This window comes from Paenibacillus sp. ACRSA (assembly GCF_022346845.1).
GTDB lineage: Bacteria > Bacillota > Bacilli > Paenibacillales > Paenibacillaceae > Paenibacillus.
This window is the reverse complement of sequence record NZ_JAKRNP010000003.1, coordinates 869,992-890,509: the sequence shown is the minus strand read 5'-3', so window position 1 is coordinate 890,509 and position 20,518 is coordinate 869,992. Positions and strand designations below refer to the sequence as shown.

The window sequence follows — 20,518 nt, the reverse complement described above, 5'->3', positions numbered from 1 at the left end:
TTGGACGGAATAATAGCCTTGAATTTATTTTTGGTCGCGGTATTTATCGGACTGACTGCATTCTTCGTAGGAGCCGAATTTGCAATTCTCAAAGTCCGAATGTCTCGAATAGATCAATTGATCTCTGAGGGAAACAAGAAAGCAGTACTTGCTAAGAAGGTCGCACACGATCTGGATTACTACCTCTCTGCCTGTCAGTTGGGGATTACGATTACAGCTCTCGTGTTAGGGGCATTAGGTGAACCTACCGTAGAGAAAATGTTACATCCGTTGTTTGACCGCTTAGAAGTACCAGCGGCATTATCTACTGTGTTATCTTATGGTATTGCGCTTGCCATCATCACGTTCTTGCACGTTGTTATTGGTGAGTTGGCACCTAAGACGCTTGCGATTCAATTTGCTGAGCGCATGACGCTGTTGTTAGCACCACCTTTGTACTGGTTTGGTAAGATCATGAACCCGTTCATCTACGCGCTTAATGGCGCTGCTCGTCTTCTGCTTGGTATCTTTGGAGTTAAGCCAGCAGGGCACGATACTGTTCACTCCGAGGAGGAGTTGAAGCTCATCGTGGCTCAGAGTTATGAGAGCGGAGAGATTAATCAGACTGAGCTCGACTATCTGAAAAATATCTTTGCTTTTGATGAACGTCTCCTACAAGAGATTATGATTCGTAGAGAAAAAATCGTTACACTGGAAAAGGAAATGCCTATTGATCGCATGATCGAAGTTCTAAACCGGCATGAATATACACGTTATCCTGTTGTCGCAGGTGGAGATCAATCTCATTTTATCGGATTCATTAATACCAAAGAGATGCTGACAAGTCTGGCAGCAGGCCGAGAGTTCAACATGAACACCTTTGTTCATGACATGCCTAAATTCTCAGAGCAATCCCCAATTAAGGATGTTCTTATTCAGATGCAACAGAGTCGCGTTCATATTGCTGCGGTGCATAACGAGCAAGGCGAAACTGTCGGTATGGTTACGATGGAGGACATTCTGGAAGAAATCGTGGGCGATATCAAGGATGAGTACGAACACAAGGATTTGGTGAATCCACCGAAAAGACTGAAATTGGTATAATTGAAATTCAAAATGTAACTTCTTTAGAACCGGGTTATCCCGTAATGAAAGAAGTAGGGTAAGCTAAGGCAGATTTCCGATTGCATCGGGGATCTGTCTTTTTGTTTTGGACAAATTAGAATGAAGAAGATGCGCAACAGGTTTCAAGAACGACATAAATCTTAAATTTAAAACAAATGCTTGCAATTTGGATGGGGATGGATTAATATAAATTTAAAGAATCTTAAATTAAAGATAAATAACAAAAAGTAATGATGAACAGCAGTAAGAACAAGCAATAAAACGCGCAACAAGAAATGCAATAAGAACAAACTGCAATAAAACAGCAGTGAGAATAAATAACGACTTCAAAATCAAATGATCAACCAACAAAAATAAGGGAGTGGATGTTATGTTCAGAACTTCAGGAATTCACCATGTTACCGCTTTTGTAGACGATGCACAGAAAAATGTTGATTTTTACGCCGGTGTACTGGCTCTGAGATTGGTGAAAAAAACAATAAACTTTGATGCACCCGATGTGTATCATCTGTATTACGGGAATGAAGGCGGAGCGCCTGGAACGATCATCACATTTTTCCCTCAGAAAGAAGCAAGAAGAGGCGTGATTGGTTCAGGTCAGACAGGGGTTACGGTCTATGCTATTCCGACAGGCAGTCTGCCATTCTGGAAAGAACGTCTTACTTCTTTTGATATCCCTTTTGAAAATAAAACACGGTTTGGCGAGCAATATATTCGTTTCTTCGATAAAGGTGGTCTGCTGCTGGAACTGGTTGAACGTGAAGAAGGTCAGCCGAGCCAGTGGACGTTCAATGGTGTAACGCCAGAGCATGCAATCAAAGGCTTCGGAGGTGCGGTATTATTCACTCATGTACCTGAGAAAACAATTGATGTGCTGGAAACGATGCTTGGTCTGGAGCAAGTCGGTGAAGAGGATGGAATCATCCGCTTACGTGCTACCGGAGATATCGGTCAACTCATCGACATTCAATCGACAGGAATCCAGCGCGGAATCGGTGGAGCTGGAACGGTACACCATATTGCATGGCGCGCTAAAGACTACACCGAGCATGAACAAGTACAGAAAGATCTGGAGCAAGCTGGTTATTATCCAACGCCGATCATTGACCGTCAGTACTTCAACGCCGTATATTTCAGAGAGCCGGGAGGTATATTGTTCGAGCTGGCTACCGATCCTCCAGGATTTGCACGGGACGAACCACAAGAGAGCATGGGCGAGAAATTAATGTTGCCTGAATGGTACGAACCACAACGTGAGCAGATTGAACAGATGTTGCCACCAATTCAAGTACGGGAATGGAAAGGAGACGCAAAATCATGACCAATACAATGAAACATATTTATAAAGCAGGCTCACAGCCTGATGCACCGACGTTGCTCTTGCTTCACGGCACAGGAGGCACGGAAAATGATCTAGTCGGTCTGGCTGAGATGATTGCACCTGGAGCTGGTATTCTGGGGGTACGTGGAAATGTATCTGAAAACGGTATGCCTCGCTTCTTCCGTCGTTTAGCCGAAGGTGTATTCGATGAACCAGATCTGATCGCACGGACGGCAGAGCTGGGCGCGTTCATTGATGCAGCAGCCGTAGAATATGGCTTTGACCGCTCGAATGTCATTGTCCTTGGTTACTCCAATGGAGCTAATATTGCTGCAAGCCTAATCTTCCATCAGGCGGATGTGTTCAAAGGAGCAATTCTACATCATCCTATGGTGCCATTACGTGGACTTGAGCTACCTGATCTGAAAGGCTTGCCTGTATACATTGGAGCAGGGGAGAATGACCCTATCGTGCCTAAACGGGAAACTGAAGAGCTGGCGAGCTTGCTAAGCGAAGCTGGAGCAACAGTGCACATGCACTGGGAGCGTCAGGGACATCAGCTTACACGTACCGAGGCAGAAGCTGCGGCAGCATGGTTTGCGTCTCAGGCGTGAGGCTTTACGGAGTGACGGATATCGAACATGGGATAACTGCTCTGTGAGAGGCATAGTTGGACAGCTTGATCTTTAGAGATCAGGCTGTTTTTGTTTTTTTTGCACAAAAGAATAGGAATAACCGTTATGTAAACGTTGCGAATGGGGTAAACATTTGAAAGTGCATTACGAAACCATGTATGCTTTATCTTATATAACAGATCATGAACTGGAGGGGTTATTATGGAACGAAACATCAAAGAATTGGTACAGCGGATGACTTTGGAAGAAAAAGCGGGCATGTGCTCAGGTCTCGATTTCTGGCATCTAAAAGGGGTGGAGCGTCTCGGTATCCCATCCATCATGGTAACGGACGGCCCACACGGGTTACGTAAGCAGGATTCGAGTGCTGATCATCTGGGTCTGATGGCAAGTGTGCCTGCAACGTGTTTCCCATCTGCAGCAGGGCTGGCAAGTTCATGGGACACCGAGTTAGCGCGTCAAGTCGGCGTTGCTCTCGGGGAGGAATGTCAGGCGGAGGACGTATCCGTCTTGCTTGGCCCGGGTGTTAATATTAAACGTTCACCGCTGGGTGGGCGTAATTTTGAATATTTTTCCGAGGATCCATTATTGTCCACACGTTTGGCCGCGGGTCATATTAAGGGAGTCCAGAGTCAGGGTGTAGGCACGTCATTGAAACATTTTGCTGTGAACAATCAGGAAGAGCGACGCATGTCGATTGATGCCGTTGTAGATGAACGAACGTTACGTGAGATTTATCTTGCGAGCTTCGAGGGTGCAGTGAAGGATGCTCAGCCGTGGACGGTGATGAACTCCTATAACAAGGTTAATGGAACCTATGCAGGTGAGAATGAATGGTTACTTATAGATATCCTTAAGAACGAATGGGGTCATGAAGGCATTGTTGTATCAGACTGGGGTGCTGTGAACGAACGTGCGGATGCGCTGGCGGCAGGTATGGAGTTGGAGATGCCGGCAAGTGGCGGAATTGGCGAACGTAAGGTCATTGATGCTGTAGAGAACGGTGAACTGTCTCTGGAGAAGCTGGATCGAGCAGTGGAGCGATTGCTTACACTGATCTTCAAAGCGGTTGATCATAAGCAGGAAAATGCAACGTATGACAAAGAGGAGCACCATCAGCTTGCGCGTAAGGTGGCTTCCGAGAGCATGGTTTTACTGAAAAATGAGGAGAGCATCTTACCGCTACAACGCGAAGGTTCTGTTGCACTGATTGGTGCCTTTGCACGTAAACCACGCTTTCAGGGTGGTGGCAGCTCTCATATTAATCCAACCCAAGTGGATGATATTGTGGATGAGATGACTCGTGTGGCGGGTGAAGAGGTGAAGCTCACCTACGCACCAGGGTACCGAATTGAAGCAGATGATGTAGATGAGTCATTGATGGCTGATGCGATTCAGACGGCTCAGACGGCGGACACGGCAATTGTGTTCGTAGGACTGCCAGACCGCTATGAATCAGAAGGGTATGATCGTTCGCATCTGCGCTTGCCAGACAACCATATCCGTCTAATCGAAGAGGTAGCTAAAGTACAACCACGTGTCATCGTTGTCCTAAGCAACGGTTCACCTGTGGAAATGCCGTGGTTGCCGAAGGTACAAGCTGTGCTTGAAGCATATTTAGGTGGTCAAGCCGTTGGTGGTGCAATTGCTGATTTATTATACGGTGAGGTAAACCCGTCGGGGAAACTGGCAGAGACGTTCCCGATGCAGCTTAGCCATAATCCCTCCTATCTTAACTTTCCGGGTGAGGGTGATCGGGTCGAATATCGTGAAGGAATTTTTGTAGGGTATCGTTATTATGATACCAAGCAGATCGAGCCTTTGTTCCCGTTTGGTTATGGTTTGAGTTATACGACGTTTGAATATGCCGACCTTAAGGTAAACCGGACTGAACTAACGGATCAGGATGAGGTGCAGGTAAGTGTCCGTGTAACCAATACAGGGGACAGAGCCGGTAAAGAAATCGTACAGCTCTATATCCGTGATGTAGAGAGCACCGTCATTCGTCCAGCCAAGGAGTTGAAGGCATTCGCCAAAATTCAGCTGGAGCCAGGCGAGTCGAAAGTGATTGGCTTCTCCCTAGATAAGCGCTCGTTCGCTTATTATAATGTGGACATGAAGGATTGGCATGTAGAGACGGGAGAGTTCGAGATTCAGGTCGGCAGTTCTTCCCGGGACATTCATTTACACACACGAGTGACCGTAGAATCCACGGCTACCTTTATCCCGACGTATACACGTAATAGTACACTAGGCGATATTCAGCGCGATCCTGCCAATAAGAAGCTACTGGAGCAGGCATTGAAGCAATTCCAGGAAGCAAGCGGCTTTGGCGATGACGATGCTGGAGACCATGCAGATATGATGGATGCCATGATGAAATATATGCCGCTACGTGCTCTCGTTGCCTTTAGTGGCGGGGCTATGAGCGAAGAGAACATGAACGAGTTGTTGGAGAAACTGAACAACAAGGATCATGGCATTCGAGCATAATCGTTGTTGTGGCAGCATGATATCCACGGATGAGTGGATGTATCATAAGTTCGAACCCGATCCAATGATGGATCGGGTTTTCTTTCTATTTATAATATGAGATGGATAATTTAGAAAAGAGAAGAGAGGGGCTTAGCTGTGCTATGCTTGTCGTAAAGTGAAGAATATTTTATAATTAACTGATAATCATTTTCAATTAGATTCGGTTCAGGATGACTATACAGATAAACGGGAGGGGAAATATGGATCATCGTCCTAGCTTACATACGTTTGGTTCAAGTGCATATATTCAGACCCGTGATGGTCGCAAGCTGCATTATATGTCCAAAGGATCAGGCGAACTGACAGTGGTATTTGAATCTGGTATGGGGCTCTCGAGATCTACCTGGGGTTTGGTTGCACCAGCTATTGCTGAGCACGCACGAACAGTCGTATATGATAGAGCAGGGGCAGGACGAAGTGAAGTAGATTCTGCTCCGCGCAGTCTGAACCGAATGGCAGAAGATCTGGGAGATTTGCTGTCTGCATTGGAGCCAGGCCCGTTCATTCTTGTTGGGCATAGCTGGGGTGGGCCAATTGTGCGAACTGCTGCGGCTGCCAATACATCCCAACTACGAGGAATTGTACTGGTGGATCCATCAGATGAACATTGCGAGTTGTACTTCTCCAGTCTGGCTAAAAAAAGCTTTGCCTTGAATGGCTTCCTTATTCCCATCATGGCTCATACGGGCTTATATCGCTTGCTCGGAAGTAAGGCTGGAAAGGTTCAGCCAGATGATGTTGTAGCAGATCATCTCAAAGAAGATTTTACTGTGCAGGCAGCAAAAACGATGCTTGCCGAAGGCAAAACATTTCTGGATGATATGACAGCACTTCTGGCACAGCCCCCAGCCTTGGATGATCTTGAGGTCAGCGTGATCTCAGGTACTAAACCAGGCAAGGGAGAAGGGAAGATTAGACCTGCCCTCATTGCGGCGCATCGTCAGACTGTGAGTAAGCTGTCCAATGCGAGATGGATTGGCGCAGATCAGTCCGGTCATACGGTTATGTATACAGATCCACAGGTCATTATTGATGAAACTGTAAGAATGATAAATAATGTGAGCTCAGGCGCAACAATAGAGCAAAAGTGATACAATAATAAAAAAAGAGAGCAGTGCAAGAGCATTGCAGCCAATATAAGTGGAGTGTGGAGATCAGATGAAACCAGTGGAACCAACGGGTACCATGAGTCCCGGACATGTCGGTGTAGGCATGGAAGATATCGTACGCGCACATCATGTGCTGCGTGAAGTCATTGTACGGACACCTCTACAGCGGGATGCTGTATTGTCGGCCAAATATAATTGTAATGTTTATTTAAAAAGGGAAGACCTTCAAGTCGTGCGTTCCTTCAAAATTCGGGGCGCTTATAACATGATTCGTAGCCTTACTCCAGCAGAGATGGAGAAAGGTATTGTCTGTGCAAGTGCGGGGAACCATGCGCAAGGCGTGGCTTTTTCATGTAATGCACTTGGAATCCACGGCAAAATCTTCATGCCGAGCACGACGCCGAACCAAAAGGTAAAGCAGGTACGTCGCTTCGGAGGCAGCAATGTTGAGGTAGTACTGATTGGTGACACGTATGACGATGCGTATGCTGAAGCGATGCGTGCATGTGATGAACATGGGATGACGTTCATTCATCCGTTTGACCAGCCGAAGATTATTGCAGGCAACGGTACAGTGGCGATGGAGATTATGGAGAGCCTCGATGAAAATGCCGATTATGTATTCGTAACGATTGGCGGAGGCGGTCTGGCTGCTGGCGTTGGAACGTATATGAAGACAGTAAGTCCAGAAACGCGCATTATCGGTGTTGAACCGCTTGGTGCTGCATCGATGAGTGAAGCAATGTTCCGCAAACAGGTGGTTACACTGGATGATATTGATAAATTTGTGGATGGTGCAGCCGTTAAACGGGTTGGTGATCTCACCTACAATATCTGTAGTGGAACGCTCGATGATATTGTGAAAGTCCCGGAAGGTAAGGCTTGTACAACTATCCTGGAGCTATACAATGAAAATGCGATTGTTGTTGAGCCTGCCGGCTCACTGGCGGTTGCTGCACTGGATCAGTACCGTGAGCAGATCGCAGGAAAGACTGTAGTATGTGTCATCAGCGGCGGCAATAACGATATTGACCGGATGCAGGAGATCAAAGAACGTTCCCTGATCTATGAAGGGTTGAAGTATTACTTCATGGTTAATTTCCCGCAACGTGCAGGAGCTCTGCGTGAATTCTTGGAAGAAGTTCTTGGTCCGGATGATGATATCACGCGGTTTGAATATACGAAGAAGCATGACAAAGAAAATGGGCCAGCATTAGTTGGAATCGAACTGTTACACAAGGAAGATTACCAACCATTGATTGAACGCATGAACCGTAAAGGCATTGCTTATACGGAACTAAACAAAAATCTTAATCTGTTCAACATGTTGATCTGATGAATGATTCCAACATGTCGATCAATGCTGGTTCTGAAGAGGCGCGTTCTCTGATCCGACCAGCACGTAAAGAGGATGTAGATCAGGTCATTCCGTTACTGTACCAAGCTATAGGCGATATTGCTTATGCCTTGGCGGGTGAAGGTGAGCATGAGGAAGCGATGCGTATTCTGCAACAGTTCTTCGTGCAAGAAGATAATCGGATCAGCTATCGTAATGTGACGGTCATGGAGCAAAATGAAGTTGTGGCAGGGATTCTAGTGGCCTATGACGGAAGCGAAGCAGACCTGCTGGATGAGCCGATTCGGAATCGACCTGGGCGCAGACAGGATGAGAAGTATGCTCTAGTCAAAGAGACACGTCCGGGTGAGTATTATCTGGATACGTTGTCCGTCAGTGAAGCATATCAGGGGCAGGGCATCGGGAGAGCGCTGATGGCTGCTTTTGAAGAGAAGGGGCGCACTCTCGGGCACAAGCAAGTATCCTTGATTGTAGAGCGAGATAATGGTCGTGCCTTGATGCTGTATGAACGACAGGGCTACGTCAAGGATGATGTGCTTGTCATTGCAGGACATGAGTACAGCCATATGGTTAAGCCGGTGTAGTAGATAGACGAATTGAAGAGTGAATTATTATACTCTAGTTAAGCCGAATTAACCGTAATTAAAATGAATTAAAACCAAAATCAAAACCGCGATAGGTCAAAGCCTGTCGCGGTTTTTTTTGTGTACATTTAAGCTACAACACGGAGCATTAAAGTTGGGTCGTAATTGGACAACAAAATGTAAGCTAGCTTGAATGGTAAAAGAGCGACAAGAAGTGCAGAAATCAAACTGAGTAAATCCTGTCTACCTATCTGCTTATTCCCCATAAGGGGTAAGTTTAGCGACTAGAGTCGTTTGGTAACGGAACATTGATGTCCAGCCAGGCTTCAACAGCCGTTGTTTTCTCGTATTTGGCTTCACGTACCACATCCATGAAGGAGGCAAGCTTATCTAGAAAAGGGCTATCGACAGTCGCTAGTCTTTGGATGACAGATGTGTATCCTTTCTGCGCATTAGGCACCATTTTATTCGTCTCGTAATCAAATAACGGCGTGTTATTTAGTCCGTAGAAGGTGTACATGGTGTAACTATCAAGCAGGTTCTGCACTTGCTTCACCCGATTCGATGCTGGATAAAGCTCTAGAAATTGCTCCTGATTACGAGCACGAAGCAATATTTCCTGATAACCGATAAGTAGCCCACCGTCTTCTGCTGGGATCTTCTTAGTCTCTGCAGCCATTATATTCATGTATTGCGAAATGTCAGGCTTCACGTTGGCATTATATTTTTGGAAGGCAGAGTAGTTCATGATGGGGTAGAGAGAACCCTCAATCATGACGAGTTTGTAGCCGCTATCGCGTGCTTCTTTTAACAGGCTCTGTAGACTGCTATCCTGAGTACGCTTCATTAATCCCGTGAAAGTATCATTCCATTGATAAATCTTCATCATCTTGTCCTGCACATTAGGAACAAGCATGCGGTCTGTCATAGTCGTTAATGTCTTCAACCGAGCATTCTCTAATTGTAATACCATCAAGCTCAGATGGTGAGACGTGACTTGTGTAATTCGGTTCGTTAAATAAGCGTCCGCGGCAATTAAGCCATTCTTATGTTTAAGCTTGGATTGAAATGTCTTATAAATGGCAGCAGAACTACTGGTGGTTATTTTGCTCTCGGAAGTGGATGACGCGGCAGCGGCGACTCCTGTTGTGCCTGTCACTCCAGATTGAATTAGCAGTGCAAGAGCTGTCACTGCCATGATGACGCGTACTACGTTACGTTTGGCCGATGGGTACGAAGGTGTCATATGTGTAAACCTCCCGTGAATTAGAAAAGTGTGTGAGAAGAGCGAAAACACGATAATTCCATTTGTACTAACAGTAAACGATTTGAATCGAGATGTTGTTTCGGAATAGTGACAAAAAGTTCTGTTATTTTTAACTTTTGAAAGGTAGAAGATGGAAGGGGGTTTCTGTAAAAATATATTTTGGAAGGATGGAAACTTTTCCATACGTCCGAACGTCATAGATGTACACAGGAAATTACAGGAATTCATTGTGATGAAATGAATACATTTTGCAGTTCAATAATGATAAGAATGGGGATATCGGGATATGAGGAAAGCTGGAGGAAATCAAGTGAAAAAGGTGATGTCAGCATTGGCGGTATCAGCCATGTTAATGTCAGCACTACCAACGTCGGTTATGGATGCTGCTGCAAGAATTAGCATTTATATCAATGATGCAGAGATATCTTCAGCTCAGGCACCTGTAATGAAGGGTGGGCGTGTACTGGTTCCATTAAGATCGATCTTCGAAGGATTGGATGCCAAAGTACAGTACACGAACAAAACCAAAACGATTAAGGCAACACGTGGCGATCAAGAAGTCTCACTGACGCTGGGTTCCAAAGTTGCTTACATCAATGGAGCAGCCGTAGCGCTGGATGTACCTGCCAATACGATCAAAGGAAATACGATGGTTCCCATTCGATTTGTGAGCGAAGCTTTTGGGGAAAAAGTATTCTGGAACTCCCGTATGCAGCGGGTAGATATTAAGAAAACGGAAGCACCTCCTGTGGATGATACACAATATTCAGCATGGAATATTTACGGCTCTGTATCCGGGAGTAATGGAGATGGGCGCGATCTCACCGTAAGCTTCACACGTCCAACCTCGGAAAGAGCGGTATCGGCCTATCGTGTCATGCTGGTCAAAACCCGTGATGTGAATGGCTTCAACGAGTCTTCGGCAACAGCCGTACCATCTGCAAACTATACAACCATTACACCAAATGGCAATAATCCTAAGTTGACACTCAACGCACAGACGCGAGATGTGAATGGAGATCTGTTGAACTCCAATGAAACTTATCGCTTGTATGTACTTACAGTGGGCAATAACAACAACAACTATAAAAATACACTCAGCTGGTCTTCTCAAACGTTGAAATTATCCGCAGTGAAGACAGCCGTTCAATCCGTGACTAGCTTGCGTGCAGCAGACATTAGTGATTACGGCGATGGACGCGATCTGGAGATTAACTTCACGCAACCGAGCAATACGTCTAACATTACGTATTATCGTGCATTCGTGGTGAAAGCGAAGGATGCTTCTTCATTCAATCTAGCTGCAGCGAACAAAGTGAGTAACGCCAATTCAACGATTATCTATAAGGCTAATACGCAAACAATGAAGAGCCAGTTCAGCTCATCCACGCGTGATACATCTGGAGAAATTATCAAAAATGGTACAGCCTACGTTGTCTACATTCTGTCCGTGAGCACTAATGCGGCAACAACAGACAACAAACTGTCTGCTGCATCTGCATCATTAACACTGGGAGTTAACGCTACAACAGCTCCTGTAATCACCCAGGTTAAAGATAACTCTGACTATGGGGATGGACGCGATATTCAAGTGAGCTTCAACCGCTCATCCGATGAATCCAAGGTATCGAGCTACCGGATCTTTGTGGTGCGTAATGCTGTATCCAGTAGCTTCAACTTGACTACAGCCAATAATTTGTCATCTAACTTCTATTATACGGTGAACAAAACAGGCAATAACATTACGACAACGCTACCTTCTTCAATGAAGGACACGAGCGGTTATAATGTGACGAACCTGCAGGATTATCGGATCTACGTGCTGGCTGTAGGTAACAATGGTGCTGCCAATATATTGTCTTCCTCCTCAGCGGTGTTGAGATTGACGAACAATGGGAATGCAGGGGCGGTAAGTAACCTGACGGTTGCCGATGTAAGTGACATTGGAGATAGCCGCGATCTACGGGTTTCATTTACCAAAGCTACAGATGAATCTAGAGTTTCATCGTACCGCGTGTTCGTTGTTCCTTCTGGTAATGTAGGCAGCTTTACGCTGAATGCAGCGAATGCTTCATCTTACTATCAACAAGTGAACAAAACAGGAGGTAATCAGACCTTCACACTTTCTTCTGGTCTAAGGGATATCTATGGTACAACCATTAGAGAAGGTGTAAGCTACCGTGTGTTTGTTCTATCGGTAAGCAGCAGTGGGAACGCTAGTCAGAACTCATTGTCCGGTTATTCTCTACCGATTACACTTACCAAGAATACTGTACTGACTGCACCATCCAATGTTCAGCCTAAGGATATTGGGGATAATGGTGACGGCAGAGATTTACAAGTGACGTTTAACAAATCCACGGATGAGACGAATGTAAGCCAATATCGCGTTTTTGTGGTAAGAGCGAATAGTAATTTTAATCTGGGTAACGCCAATGCACTGAGTAGTTCGTATTACAGAGCTGTTGGCAAAACAGGATCAAACCTAACTGTTAACTTCTTAAGGGATTCTAGGACAGTCGATGGTGACCCAATAATTAATGGTGTTGATTATAAAGTCTACGTACTGGCAGTGAGTAGTAACAACTCCATTGCTAATGTGTTGTCTTCTTCATCAGGAACCATTAGATTGACAGCCAACACTGCGGTAGCGGCAGTGACTGGTGTTAAGGTAGAAGTGAAAAAGCAAGGTCAAGCAGGGGATGCTTCGGATGTTTCTATAACCTTTAACAAGCCAAATGATGATGGAATTGCTGGATATAGAGCATTTATTGTACCTGCAAATCAAGAAGGATCATTTGATAGAAGTTCTGCTCAGGAGATTGGTTACTATGTTTCAATCCAAAAAAATGCTGCGGGTAGCTCAATCGGGCTGAATACGGGGCATAAGGATATTAATGGTAGACCACTTACTACTGGCCAAAATTATGTAGTATTCGTTTTGTCCGTATCAGAAGATAATAATAAACGTGCTTCTAATCTGTCTGCTGCTTCCAGTAGCTTTGTAATTTTAGCTCAAGCTCCTCAAATTGTAGATGTCAAAAAAGCTACGATAAGTGGTTTTGAAAATACCAGTACAGTATCCGATGCAAGTTATGAAGTAACTTTTAGTGCACCATCAGACAATGGTATATCAGAGTATCGACTATTTGTTGTTGAGGGAGCAGGTGCTTTAGATCCAACTTCAGCAATCACAAACCGTAACTTCAACCCAATTCAAACGAATGAAGTTAATGATGGTAAAATTAAAGTAACTATATCTGCTAAGGATTCCGCTGGAAATCCCATTGAGGTTGGAAAGTTTTATAAAGTGTATATATTGTCTTATGCTAACGATTCAACGAAATATAACAGTGCTCTTTCTGGGGCATCTGGTTCAGTTGAGTTGAAATTAGCTCCGCAACCAACACAAGAAACACCTGCATCCACTAATACACCAGCTGTAGATGCATCAGGATCAGAAAATAATCCGGGTGCCACACTATAAGTTGGAGTAAACAGTATGAAATAGTATAACCATAAGCCATAAGTAACGCTTCCTTTCAATACGAAAGAGAGCGTTACTTTTTTATTTGAGGCAATTCCAATTTTACAGAATACAAATAAAATTCTATTAATTTTAAGGGGACGTAATCACATGCAATACCTCTTAATTTAAAATTCCTGTCGCCAAATAGGTTCCTTAGGCTGGTTGTCGAGTCAGACAAACAAAGGGATAATAGGAGGAATAAGCACGAGAAGGACATGTCCGAAAGGAATGATGGAATGCTCGCATTTCGCTTGACCGGCTTGCCGGATTCCCGGTTGCCGCTGTATTTGTATTGCGTTGGAACACATGAAGAGAAGCCGCAGCTCAGACCTGATGGGTTTCCGGTGTATCAATTGTTTTTGTCACGCACTGGCATGGGGAAATTGAAGATTCCCGGTAAGGGAGTTTGGTCAGTGAATGCTGCGCAGATGTTTGTGATCGAACCTGGGGTAGCTTATGAGCATATGCCTCATTCCAAATCTGGCTGGGAACTTGGGTATATCGGTATTGGAGGAGAATCTGTTGAATCGGTGCTTCATGCCGTTGGGTTACTACCTTCGGAACCTCGGAATCTGAAGGATATGGAACAATTTTGGTCAAGAATGACGGATATCTGGCATGCACCAGATCAAGGACACACAGATGGCTGGAACAACTCAGCCTTGATATATCAGCTTATTCTGGATATCGCACGTTGCATCGGATCTCATGAAGAAGCAGGCTCGTTAGAGGTGAGCTCATCCTCCGTAATTGCTGCAGAGCGGGAGAATGATCCGGGAAGTGAGGCATTTGCTCGTGCTATTGAGTTGATGCATGTACACTATCAGGAGGATCTTTTGTTGAAGCATGTTGCGGAAGCGGTAGGTTACTCTGTACAACATCTGAATCGTTTATTTCATCAGAAGCATGGGGTAACCGGGCATCAGTATATGCAGCAGCTAAGATTACAAAAAGCCTCCCAATGGCTGCAAGATCACCCTCAATCTAGTGTTAAAGAGGCGGCGGAGATGATCGGTATGGAAGTGAATTATTTCATTCGCATGTTCAAACGTGAATTCGGGGAAACCCCTGGCAAAGAGATCAAACAGCGCAATCAGTTGAAGGCTAATCAAGACAGTCTCCACTAAAATGCATTGTTAAACCTCATAAACCATTTAGTCAGTTAAGGTTAAAAAGTATCATACATGCATATACCTCATAAGAGGTGACGATCTAAATAAATAAACCAAAAAGGAGCCATTACGGCTCCTTTCCTAACTGAAATATCATTACCAATACCAATTGGTATCCGCTTTACATTAGTAGCTAGCTTAACCCTTCTTTTGACCAAAGAGGGGGCGCAATAAAGCCAACCCTACGATACCAATCACTAGACTAACCCACGGTGCTAGGTTAAACACAGGCAAGCTGTCACGCAATGGGTATCCCACAAACAAGACAAGTACGACGACAGCAAGGTAGATAACGATCCCGCGTAAATTAATTTTCGGTACAGCATTTCTGTCCGCACCTTGATCATCTGGTCGCTCAGCTAGACGGCGTAGCATCTCTACAAGAGCAATACCTCCTACGGCTGCCACGATGATCGAGAAAAGGCTAATATGACTAAACGGCTCGATGTCACCATCTGTCCAACCGATAATTAAACCAGCTCCACCTTGAATCAGCAGGATAAAGGACACAGATGCCCAAGCAATCATCGCATACCATTTCGGCGTGCGTGGTTGTTTCTGTTGCTGTGTGCTATTCGTTTCAAGGCTCTTTGGATGCTCAGAAGATGCGCTATCTTCTTCCTCATCCAGACTCAGGCCAGAGTGTACAGCCGCCTCTAGGTCGTTTCCATATAACTCTTGAGCAGAACGCCCATCCTTTTGCGCCTGAACGATCTCTTTTCCAGCAGATAAAATCCACTCTTCTTGTGCTCTCTCATCCGCAGTGGTGTTTCTCGCAATGGTACTAATCTGGTTAAATAATTTCACATTATCCGGTGTCATTTGACTCAATTCAGTCATTTGTCGATTCTGTATTTCTCTTAGCTTCTTATAGGAAATCCCCACGAATTGCTCCCCCTGTCTAAACCCTTTTCCGTCCCCAATGAAGTGGAAACCCTAACGGTAATTTAGTATACGGGAAGGGCGGTCTTTTCGCAAAGTCATTCCTTATAAAATAGCTGCTCATGGTTCTTCCATATCCAGATACAGGCGAGAATTACACAGGTGCATAATACCACCAGCTTACCATGAGCACGAATCCATTCTATACACTGTTCCATAACATTCAATCCTTTCGCTAGAAGGCACGAGGGAGGTGTGAGTTGTAGCTATTTTTGTTATTTTTCCCATGGTTCATTATTGCTATGCAATGCGTGCCTGAACTCTCGTCTCATAATATTGCGATTGTGTGAATTGTGAATAAAGGAAGCTGGATTCCACCACAATAGTAGCATTTCCAAACGAAAATCTAAGGATGGGAGTGCGACTACGATGAATCAGTCCAACAATGATCTGACGCGAAAACTACTGATGAACAGTAATTCCCGCGGTGTGATGGATGAGGTTGTTCCATTGGAGCAACTAAAGGAGGATACAGAGGTGTCAGATGAGCTTACAGAAGGAAATGAGCAAGAGGGAAGCTTCTGGGCGAGTTCTGATTTTGCACGTGAGCACGAGTGGCAGGGACAGACTGAGACACATGCTATGTTCCGGCGAAGTTACGAGTAAATGCAGCATAAATGAATGAGCTTCATTTAGATCCGTGTGATTACAGGGGTTCCATCTCAGGCAAATCAGTTGCTTGATTGGAACCTCTTTTGTATGTGTACATTTTATGGAACGGACGACACATCCAACAGGAATTTGGCATCGGATGAACAAATGTACATTCATTTTTGGGGCGTGCATGTCGATAAAATAACAATAAAGAGTGGTTGTTGTAGGTGCTATACTTTCCAATGAAAAGAGGAATGCACTCACGTTGACGTGAAGGTTCTGAGATGATAATATACTATTACAACTTTAATACACATTAAACTTATCGGATTTATATATAATTAAAAACGATATAGGTTTAAATTAATAACTTACCCGAGAACGGAAAGGACAGAAATAACCGGAAGAAGCGAAGCGTTCGCCTTTATCCCCGGATTTATCCTTTTAGAAAAGGAATCAAAAAATCTGGGGATAACAGCGATCGGAAGGTTGTTCTGTCCTTGGAGGGACTAATGTAAGTAATTATTATATGAACATATATTGTCAGGGAACGGAAAGGGGAAATCGGCATGGAGCGTCAGATCAGCATTCGCCATGGAGAGGAAGAATTAACAGCCACGATACATTATCCAGTGGTTAAGGACATTAAGGAGGCGAACCACCAACAGCGGGTTCCTCTGGCTGTCATCTGCCATGGTTTCGTGGGAAGTCGGATCGGGGTAGATCGTCTTTTTGTCAAAACTGCTCGTGAGCTGGCTGAGGATGGATATCTAGTGCTGCGCTTCGATTATGTCGGTTGCGGGGAGAGCAGTGGCGAATATGGGGCTGAGGGACTGGAGTCTATGATTGCTCAAACCCGCTCTGTACTGGACTATGCTGTGAATTGCAGTGATGTAGACCCGACCCGAGTGACTTTGATTGGTCATAGTTTAGGTGGTGCAGTGGCACTGCTGACAGCTGTTCGTGATAAACGCGTTAAGAATCTCGTGATGTGGTCATCGGTAGGTTATCCATTCAATGATATTGTGAAGATCACTGGACGGGAAGTGTACGATGAAGGCGTGAAGGTTGGTGCAGCTGACTACCTAGGATATAAATTCACACCAAAATTCTTCGATTCACTGGCAGAGCATCAACCATTTCAAGAGGCTGTCAAATTTGGCGGCGATGTGTTAGTCGTTCATGGAACGTCAGATGAGATCATTCCAGTTGATTACGCATTCTTGTATCAAAAGGTATTCTGGATGCGTCAGGAAGGTCGCTGCGATAAGGAGATTATCTTTCAGGGAGATCACACCTTCTCTTCAGGCAAGGAGCGGGAACAACTGATTAGTCGGACAAGAGAGTGGCTGGGTGAGCGTCAGAAGATCGAACAGGATTGGCAGCACTGGATGATTTAAGCAAAGTAACGGGGAGTAACTTGGAAAAGCGCCTTCTTCGGGTTAAAATAGAGAGGTAAACATCCTATCTGTGTCTGGAGGTTGGCAGCAATGACATTACCCGCACTATTCATTGCGCATGGTTCTCCCACTCTGGCGTTGGAGAGCAGTGACTACACTCATTTTTTGAACGAGCTTGGAGACAGGCTGCCGGCTCCAAAGGCAATCGTTGTATTTACCGCACACTGGGACTGTCCCGAGCCTTCGGTGACGATGGATGAGTCTCATCAGACCCTGCATGATTTTTACGGATACGCTCCAGCCTTGTATGACATACATTACCGTGCAGTTGGGCAAACGGATATTGCGAGCGAGATTTGTGCGTTATTCTCACGTAGCAACTTGCCACATCGACCTGTTCGTGGGCGCGGGTTGGATCATGGCGTCTGGGTGCCGCTGCTGCATATGTACCCCGAAGCCAACATTCCGGTTATTGCCGTATCGGTAGACTCTCTGCGTTCTCCACAAGAGCAGTATGATATTGGGCGTATGCTGGAGCAGCTCAGGCATGACAATGTGCTGATCATCGGTAGTGGTGGAACGGTTCATAATTTGAGAATGCTGGCACAGGATGATGAGCCACAGGACTGGGCCGTAGAGTTTGATGACTGGCTTGGAGAGCGTCTACAGCAGTGGAACACCAGAGAATTGTTTCTGTATGAAAAAAAAGCTCCCCATGCGCGGACAGCAGTTCCGTCCTATGGTATGGAACATCTGGCTCCATTGTTCTACGCGATGGGCACAGCAGATATGTCTCGCACAGCGAAGCGATTATTCCAAACGTATGCCTGCGGCACGTTAAGTTTGAATTGCTGGCAGTTTGGAGACGGCATATAACTTGGAGCAGATAAGAACAGACTAGATCTATGAATATAAATAAGCAAAAAGGTTCCGGCAGTCACTTAGTTGACTGCATGGAACCTTTTTTTGGTGTTCAGGATGGTATAGTTTTAGAATATGCAAATATATAAATTATCGCCTTTAGCTTAACTAAAGGACTATTTGCGGATTTCAAATAACTCACATTCGGTACGTGAGTGATAGGCCAGTTCACTGACACTGGACTGAACAACAACCGTTTTCTCGTCAAATCGGATGATAACACCTCCAGAGTCAATTTGGTGGTTATCTTTGAATACCCGAATTTTATGTTTTGAGGTCATGGCTTCCTGGAAATCGGCGTCAGTTTCGAGACGGCGCTGCGTAGTCATAGAGATACTCCTTTGTTCTGTTGGACTTTATACCATCATAATATGGGATTCTACAGGTGGGCAAGTGTATAGAGCTGGATATGAGCAACTTGCATTGTAACGCTTTGGAAAATTAGAGTTATATTTGTGATTAGTATCATTAAAAATGTAAAAATGTGCAAAAAAATAAAATCTGGTTAGCTAACGGATTTCTATATTTTTTCTTGATTTATAAAGTAAACTAAGCGTAATCATGTTATACGCTACGGGAAAATCGCATGCTGATGGGGATGGAGGCTGTTCTCAAAATGCAAGCTCATCAGGACCGTGTAACAGAGTGGCGAGAAGTTTTGCTTCAGGTCGCTAGACATCAGAGTACAAACATCATTTTACGGCTTGGCGGAGCTGCATTTAGCATGAGGAACAATGTGTAAATAAGCGGGAGATATTGGAGTGATTCATTATACCTGTCGTGTCTTTTGGAAGATCATGCTGGTCTTTGTGCTCGTGTTTACTGCATTGGTAGCTTCCATCCAAATGCTCCAATCACACGTGCGGAGATGGCCGTTATGGTTAGCCGTGCGCTGACATTGACTGACGTTGCGACCAAATCCTCCTTTACTGACGCAGCCAGCATCCCGGCTTGGACAAGCCAGGCAGCAGCTCACATGCAGCAATCGGATCTGATGAAAGGTCGAGTCAATGGAGCATTTGATTCTTCGGCGCTGACAACCCGTGCGGAAGCAACGCAGGTGTTGATGAGAGCCGTTTTACGATGTCGTATCGTAAAACGGCTTTTTTTTCATTTTTTATCGTGTTCACACCTTACGTAGAGTCTAGATCATAGAATAATTGGACATAAAAAAGCCCCGCTCCCAGGGGGGACGGGGAGCAGGGCGGCAGCATTGTTGATAATTTTTGTTAAGCTGTTTTGTGATTTGCGCTAATGGTTGGTGTGTCTTTGGTGTCATTACCTTTGTTACGGCTGAACAATCCGCGAAGGTAAGGCAGTACCCAGTGATCCAGACCGATTTTACCAGCATTTGCACCAGCGACTACAAGGAAGATTTGCATCAGTACCAGTTGAGCATTCGTGCTCACAGTACCCGAGAAGAGGAACGCGAAGTTCATGACCAATGCCATCAGTGCTGCCAGTGTTGTGAAGCATCCAAGGATGAGACCCAGACCTACAAGGAATTCACCAAGTGGGATAATGAAGTCGAACAATCCAGCGTTTGGTACAGCGAATTTCTCTAAGAACGTTCCCCACCAAGCTTGAACTGTAGGATTCTCACCAGTTGCTTTTCCAACTGCGCCTGCAAGGAATCCACTAGCTTGGAATCCGCCGGTCAATTTGCTCCATCCGTGAGTCATCCAATCGTAACCGATATACACCCGAAGTACTGTCAAAATCCACATTGCCACTTTGTTTTCTCTAAGCCATTGGTTGAAGCTGAACATATAAACCACTCCTTCATGGAATCTAGTGTGTGTTGTTTTTGTTTTTCTAAGTGATCACCTTTGATGTCTTTATTGTATAGTTCGAGGACTGTTTTGTTTGTGATAAAAATCACAATCTAATTCAAATTTTAAGTAAGGTTTGAGAAGTTCACAGTTAGGACACATTTCGTTTCTAAATCATCGTTTCATATGAAGGTTTAGGGGTAGAGAATTGCTCCCAAATCAAAGACAAACCACTGCTCTTGTGATTAAATGGAAAGAAAAACGTGAAATGGTCTT

At 44.9% G+C, this 20,518-nt stretch carries 18 protein-coding genes and 1 pseudogene; 15 read left to right on the top strand and 4 right to left on the bottom strand.

Features of this window, described 5'->3' with window-relative positions:
- The 7 genes from MH215_RS13405 to MH215_RS13375 all read left to right on the top strand — a co-directional run bounded on the left by MH215_RS13405 (position 1) and on the right by MH215_RS13375 (position 8,645).
- Positions 1–1,083: a hemolysin family protein gene (locus MH215_RS13405; RefSeq protein WP_056692970.1), complete on the top strand. Its 1,083-nt coding sequence runs from the start codon at positions 1–3 to the stop codon at positions 1,081–1,083.
- Positions 1,084–1,474: 391 nt separating this feature from the next.
- The gene (locus MH215_RS13400; protein WP_239290755.1) at positions 1,475–2,425 is read left to right on the top strand and encodes a ring-cleaving dioxygenase; all 951 of its coding nucleotides are present in this window, start codon (positions 1,475–1,477) and stop codon (positions 2,423–2,425) included.
- Positions 2,426–2,433: 8 nt separating this feature from the next.
- Positions 2,434–3,039: an alpha/beta hydrolase gene (locus MH215_RS13395; protein ID WP_056693031.1), complete on the top strand. Its 606-nt coding sequence runs from the start codon at positions 2,434–2,436 to the stop codon at positions 3,037–3,039.
- A gap of 222 nt (positions 3,040–3,261) precedes the next feature.
- A complete protein-coding gene (locus MH215_RS13390; protein WP_239290754.1) occupies positions 3,262–5,553 on the top strand; it encodes a beta-glucosidase family protein in 2,292 nt (763 codons plus the stop codon).
- Between the two features lie 242 nt (positions 5,554–5,795).
- Positions 5,796–6,686 (top strand): alpha/beta hydrolase, encoded by an 891-nt coding sequence (locus tag MH215_RS13385; protein WP_239290753.1) that lies wholly within the window; start codon positions 5,796–5,798, stop codon positions 6,684–6,686.
- Between the two features lie 67 nt (positions 6,687–6,753).
- Positions 6,754–8,040 (top strand): threonine ammonia-lyase IlvA, encoded by a 1,287-nt coding sequence (gene ilvA / locus MH215_RS13380; protein WP_056692960.1) that lies wholly within the window; start codon positions 6,754–6,756, stop codon positions 8,038–8,040.
- Positions 8,041–8,054: 14 nt separating this feature from the next.
- On the top strand, positions 8,055–8,645 hold the full coding sequence (locus MH215_RS13375; RefSeq protein WP_239290752.1) for a GNAT family N-acetyltransferase: 591 nt from the start codon (positions 8,055–8,057) through the stop codon (positions 8,643–8,645).
- A gap of 277 nt (positions 8,646–8,922) precedes the next feature.
- Here MH215_RS13375 and MH215_RS13370 read toward each other — a convergent pair whose 3' ends face one another.
- Positions 8,923–9,891, bottom strand: a complete 969-nt coding sequence (locus MH215_RS13370) for a hypothetical protein (protein WP_239290751.1) — start codon at positions 9,889–9,891, stop codon at positions 8,923–8,925.
- 331 nt (positions 9,892–10,222) lie between these two features.
- Between MH215_RS13370 and MH215_RS13365 the strand changes: the two genes are divergently transcribed.
- Complete coding sequence (locus tag MH215_RS13365) at positions 10,223–13,399, top strand: stalk domain-containing protein (RefSeq protein WP_239290750.1); 3,177 nt, start codon at positions 10,223–10,225, stop codon at positions 13,397–13,399.
- A gap of 257 nt (positions 13,400–13,656) precedes the next feature.
- A complete protein-coding gene (locus tag MH215_RS13360; protein ID WP_239290749.1) occupies positions 13,657–14,568 on the top strand; it encodes an AraC family transcriptional regulator in 912 nt (303 codons plus the stop codon).
- 183 nt (positions 14,569–14,751) lie between these two features.
- Here MH215_RS13360 and MH215_RS13355 read toward each other — a convergent pair whose 3' ends face one another.
- Positions 14,752–15,498 carry a DUF1129 family protein gene (locus tag MH215_RS13355; RefSeq protein ID WP_239290748.1) on the bottom strand — a complete coding sequence of 249 codons (747 nt, stop codon included), beginning with the start codon at positions 15,496–15,498 and terminating at the stop codon, positions 14,752–14,754.
- Between the two features lie 426 nt (positions 15,499–15,924).
- On the opposite strand from MH215_RS13355, the gene MH215_RS13350 reads away from it, so the two are divergent.
- The 3 genes from MH215_RS13350 to MH215_RS13340 all read left to right on the top strand — a co-directional run bounded on the left by MH215_RS13350 (position 15,925) and on the right by MH215_RS13340 (position 18,425).
- Positions 15,925–16,161: a hypothetical protein gene (locus tag MH215_RS13350; protein ID WP_239290747.1), complete on the top strand. Its 237-nt coding sequence runs from the start codon at positions 15,925–15,927 to the stop codon at positions 16,159–16,161.
- Positions 16,162–16,718: 557 nt separating this feature from the next.
- Positions 16,719–17,549 carry an alpha/beta hydrolase gene (locus MH215_RS13345; RefSeq protein WP_056692944.1) on the top strand — a complete coding sequence of 277 codons (831 nt, stop codon included), beginning with the start codon at positions 16,719–16,721 and terminating at the stop codon, positions 17,547–17,549.
- Positions 17,550–17,639: 90 nt separating this feature from the next.
- Positions 17,640–18,425: a DODA-type extradiol aromatic ring-opening family dioxygenase gene (locus MH215_RS13340; RefSeq protein WP_239290746.1), complete on the top strand. Its 786-nt coding sequence runs from the start codon at positions 17,640–17,642 to the stop codon at positions 18,423–18,425.
- Positions 18,426–18,586: 161 nt separating this feature from the next.
- Here the strand turns inward: MH215_RS13340 and MH215_RS13335 are convergent, their stop codons facing one another.
- Complete coding sequence (locus MH215_RS13335) at positions 18,587–18,799, bottom strand: hypothetical protein (RefSeq protein WP_239290745.1); 213 nt, start codon at positions 18,797–18,799, stop codon at positions 18,587–18,589.
- Positions 18,800–19,086: 287 nt separating this feature from the next.
- On the opposite strand from MH215_RS13335, the gene MH215_RS29055 reads away from it, so the two are divergent.
- The 3 genes and pseudogenes from MH215_RS29055 (at position 19,087) to MH215_RS13330 (ending at position 19,611) form a co-directional block, all read left to right on the top strand.
- Positions 19,087–19,212, top strand: a complete 126-nt coding sequence (locus tag MH215_RS29055; RefSeq protein WP_275446094.1) for a hypothetical protein — start codon at positions 19,087–19,089, stop codon at positions 19,210–19,212.
- Positions 19,213–19,257: 45 nt separating this feature from the next.
- A pseudogene (locus tag MH215_RS29330) lies at positions 19,258–19,344 on the top strand (S-layer homology domain-containing protein); the annotation flags it as partial.
- 3 nt (positions 19,345–19,347) lie between these two features.
- Positions 19,348–19,611 (top strand): S-layer homology domain-containing protein, encoded by a 264-nt coding sequence (locus tag MH215_RS13330; RefSeq protein WP_239290744.1) that lies wholly within the window; start codon positions 19,348–19,350, stop codon positions 19,609–19,611.
- A gap of 88 nt (positions 19,612–19,699) precedes the next feature.
- Here the strand turns inward: MH215_RS13330 and MH215_RS13325 are convergent, their stop codons facing one another.
- On the bottom strand, positions 19,700–20,239 hold the full coding sequence (locus MH215_RS13325; protein ID WP_056692933.1) for a DoxX family protein: 540 nt from the start codon (positions 20,237–20,239) through the stop codon (positions 19,700–19,702).
- Positions 20,240–20,518: the final 279 nt, after the last annotated feature.